This window comes from Kitasatospora sp. NPDC057500, from assembly GCF_042802195.1.
In the GTDB taxonomy this organism is placed as follows: domain Bacteria; phylum Actinomycetota; class Actinomycetes; order Streptomycetales; family Streptomycetaceae; genus Kitasatospora.
In genome coordinates, this window is sequence record NZ_JBHVER010000368.1 from 1 (window position 1) to 3,947 (window position 3,947).

The 3,947-nt window shown below is 72.4% G+C and carries 3 protein-coding genes; 1 reads left to right on the forward strand and 2 read right to left on the reverse strand.

Going from position 1 to position 3,947, the window contains the following annotated elements; genetic code table 11:
- Nucleotides 1-120: 120 nt before the first annotated feature.
- Entirely contained in the window at nt 121-495 is a 375-nt protein-coding gene (locus ACFU74_RS36445; protein ID WP_380764424.1) for a hypothetical protein, read from the reverse strand.
- 62 nt (nt 496-557) lie between these two features.
- On the opposite strand from ACFU74_RS36445, the gene ACFU74_RS36450 reads away from it, so the two are divergent.
- Nucleotides 558-1,366, forward strand: a protein-coding gene (locus ACFU74_RS36450) for an IS5 family transposase (protein ID WP_380764425.1) whose coding sequence is annotated in 2 segments (ribosomal slippage) — nt 558-897 and nt 897-1,366 — 810 coding nt in all. Because the reading frame shifts where the segments join, the coding sequence is not laid out codon by codon here.
- An 848-nt stretch (nt 1,367-2,214) separates the two neighbouring features.
- Here ACFU74_RS36450 and ACFU74_RS36455 read toward each other — a convergent pair.
- A complete protein-coding gene (locus ACFU74_RS36455) occupies nt 2,215-2,610 on the reverse strand; it encodes a hypothetical protein (RefSeq protein WP_380764426.1) in 396 nt (131 codons plus the stop codon).
- Nucleotides 2,611-3,947 lie beyond the last annotated feature (1,337 nt).

The window sequence follows — 3,947 nt, forward strand, 5'->3', positions numbered from 1 at the left end:
CCCCAACCGTGTCTACAGCTGCTTCCGCACCACGCCCACGCACTCCGAGAATCAGCTCATACGCGGGCTAAAAAGACGAAAACGACCTCTAACTGATCGTTTCAGATGAGGGTCGGACGGTCATGCGTCATCAAGTCGCTGGAGAACCTGTGTGAAGTCGCCGTCGTCGAGGAGGCCGACCAGCACCTGGGTCATGCTGTCGATGCCGGGATCCCGAACGATGAGGCCATCGGAGCACCAGAAGTAGCGGCCGCCCAGTGCCTCCCCGGTGCGGGACCACCTCTCCATGATGCGTTCGACCTCGGCACGGGTGAACACGGTCGCGCTCCAGCGTGAGCCGTCCGCTGTCAGCCGGACCTCGACGTCGACGTTGCAGATGCCGTCAAGAGGCTCGCCCGCGTTGGGCAGGAACGACGCCTCGAACCGATCCGTTCGGACGCGGTACCAGGGACCGTCCCATCCCTGCTGTGCGGCTTCGCTCCCAGTGTTGGTCATTCGGGGAGTATGTCGAGCCGGCTCCGAGGGCTCAACCCGGTTGTCTGGCATGCTTCCCGGTCGTGACCGCGAACCTCGTCCCTGACGAGCTGTGGGACCGGATAGCCCCGCTTCTGCCAGCGCGGCCCGCGCGACGGCACCGCCATCCCGGGCGGCTCCCGGTGCCCGACCGAGTCGCGCTGGCTGGCATCGTCTACGTCCTGCGCAAAGGCGTGGCCTGGTGCGACGTACCGAGTGTGGTCGTTGGTTGCTCCGGGGTAACTGCCTGGCGCAGGCTACGGGACTGGACCCAGGCGGGCGTCTGGCCCCGACTGCACGCCGCACTGTTGACCGAACTGCGCCGAGCCGACTTGCTGGACCTGGACGACTGCGCCGTGGACGGATCGCACGTCCGGGCCCTCAAAGGGGGGATCACGTCGGCCCCTCGCCTGTTGACCGCGCCCGGCCTGGCTCCAAGCACCACCTGATCGTCGACCGCCACGGCACCCCGCTGGCCGTCACTCTCACCGGTGGCAACCGACATGACGTCACCCAGCTTCTGCCGCTGCTGGACGCGGTACCACCGATCCGGGGTCTGGTGGGGCGGCCCCGCCGCAGACCCCGGCGCGTGTACGCGGACCGGGGCTACGACTTCGACAAGTACCGCCGCCAACTATGGAAGCGTGGTGTCAAGCCGATGATCGCCCGACGCAGCGTGGCTCACGGCTCCGGACTTGGCAAGGTGCGTTGGGTCGTGGAGCGTGCGTTCGCCTGGCTGAACCAGTTCAAGCATCTACGGATCCGCTACGAGCATCGGGCGGACCTTCATCAGGGACTGCTCGAACTCGCCTGCTCGATCATCTGTCTGCGGCGGCTCTCGCGATCATTCTGAAACGATCAGTAAGTCTTCGTCGTGGCCCTGGTTGCTGTCCGGGACCGGGGTGTTCGTCTTCGTCTCGTCCGCCCCGGCCCCGCAGGCGGCCTGGAAGGCGGCCAGCAGGGCCTCGGGGCCGGGCCGCCGGCCGCGGCCCGCACGCGCCTGCCGCGCCCCGCGGGGGCGGGCTCGCCCTGCCGCCTGCCGCCCTGCCGCCTGCCGCCCGCCGCCTGTTGGCCGTCGGGCCGGGGGACGACGCGGGGAGTCCGAGGACGGTGAAGGCGGCCTCGAGTCCGGCCCGGGCAGCGCGGGCGTGCCGGACGAACACCGTCACCGTGCCGCCGTCCAGGCCCTCCAGCACCCGCTGCGCCGGTTCGCCGCCGCCGAGGCCCCCGCCGCTGCGCCCCGCCTCCCGGGCCTCACTCCACCGACGGGGCCGTCAGGCCACGGCCCCCGTACGGCCGCCAGGCCACACGCAAGGGTGTGCGGCGTGGTCCTTCTCCCGGCGGTGTGCTGCGTCGTGTCCCGTCTGTCGTGTCCGGTTCCGGCTGAGGTCAGGGCGGGGCGGCGGCGAATTTTTCCGGGGGTCGGGTGGGTGGTGCGGCGGCCGCTGCGGCCCAGCGGTGCGGGGGTGTTCGGCTGCAGCGTGTGTGGGCCGGTCGTGCGCGCAGCGGTGGCCGTCGTGCCGCTGCGCCGCGGGCTGTCCCGCGCGGCCGTCGTCGCCGTCGTCGCCGTCGCCGGTCGTTGGGCTGCGCCGTTGTTCATCCTTGACCTACGCCCCGGCCGCGCGTGGGCGCTGTCCGCCCCGGCCGCCGTTGCTCCCGGGACGGCGGCAGGCTCCTCCCGGCACGGCGGGTCGCGGGGTGTTACGCGTGGCGGATGGGGGTGCTGAGGAGGAGGAGGTGGCCGTGGGCTGCTGCGGTGGGGAGGTCGTGGGGGCCGCTGAACGGCCCGGTGATCAGCAGTAGCGCGCGGTGGGTGCGGGTGGCGCGGTGCCATTCGCGGCCGGCGGTGAGGTGGCCGTCGTACCAGGTGTGTCCGCCGGGCCGCTGCACGGTGAGCCGGTGGCCGTCCAGGTGGCTGTCCAGGTGGGCGGTCCAGGCGGGGTCGGGGGCTTCGGGCATGTGGCGGGTCCAGCCGTCGCCGGGGTGGGGGAGGCGTTCGGGCGCGGCAGGGACGACGAGGGCGGGGCGCAGGTCGGGCAGCAGTTCCGGCCAGGGCACACCGTGCAGGCCGGTGCGGGTCAACTCCACGCGCGACATCCTTTCCCCCACGCCCGTGCCGGCCCTCGTGCGGCCGGGCGGATCACCATCATCGGCCACAACAGGGGCCCGTGCGGGGCGATTCCGCCGACAGGCCCGCAGAGGACTGCCCGCCCCGCCCCTGCCTGCCTGCAGGGCCGGGACGGGAGCACCCACCGTCCCGTCCTGCGGGCTGTGCGTCCGCCGCGCTGCCGGGGTGCGGTCGCTCTTCCCGGAGGCAGGCCATCCCGCCGACCGTGGTGGGAGGAGCGGGTGCTGCACGCCAGGCTCTGCCCGGTGAAGGACCGCGGGTGTGACCTGTTGGCTGCTTTGGGCGTGAAATAGCCTCGGAGGCCTGGTTGTCTGGACCTTTGGTTGGACCTGTCAAGCAGACGCCACCGCTCGGAGTTGTCACTTTCTGTGACGACTTTTGGGGTCAGGTGGGCGGGGCCCGTCGGTTCGCGGCCCGGCGGCGGGTTTCGTCGGCCCGTATTCGAGGCCTGAATTCCTGAATTCTGATTGCCTGGCTGGCTGGTGTGCGTGGTCGGAATTCTTCTCGGAATGGCGGACAGGAGGATTCTGGAGGGGCGGTTTTCGGTCTCGCCGGCCCGCGCCCCGCCGTCGTGCTGCGCCGGCGGCCGTCGGTGGGCCGGCCGTGGCCCGGGCGTGTGGACCTGTTCCGCTCCGGACGCTGTGGTGGTGCCGGGAGGGCCGGTTCCGCTGTGCCCTGCCTGTGCCGGCTCCCATGGCGAGGAGAGGTTCTTCGACCGCGGGCCGCCGCGCTGTGCCGGGACGCCCTGGTGGTGAAGCGTGAGCATGGCGCCGCGCCCTGTCGGGTGTGCGGGGTGTGCCGCGCCGCCCGGACTCCGGGCCCGGGAGACGGTCCGCCTCGACCACGGCCAGGTGCTGGACCACCTCGCCGTGGTCGCCGCGGCGACCACCCAACGGGACGACGACCGCCACCTGCCGCTGCGCGCCTCCTACCGGATCGCCGCCGGGACCCTCACGGACCTGGCCGCCGTGCCCGACGACGGCCGCACCGGGGTGTGCTGCCGGTGCTGCGCCGCACAGTGGCCGCGAGTTCGGAGCCGGCTCTCGGGCCCCGCCCGGTCGCCGGGGCCGTCAGGCCCGGGCCGGCACCCACCCACCCGCCCGGGGCCGTCAGGCCCCGCCCCGCTCCCAGGCCCCTCCCCGCCCCAAGGAGCCGCCAGGCCCCGACACTCCTCCTTCCCCGGCCCTCCCCGCCCTCCCGCTGCCGGGCCGCTAGGGCCTGTGTGATGTTGTGATCAGTTGGGTGGTCGCACGAGGTCGTCTATCCAGATCATTGAGGCGCGGAGGTGGAGGCCTGCGAGGTAGCT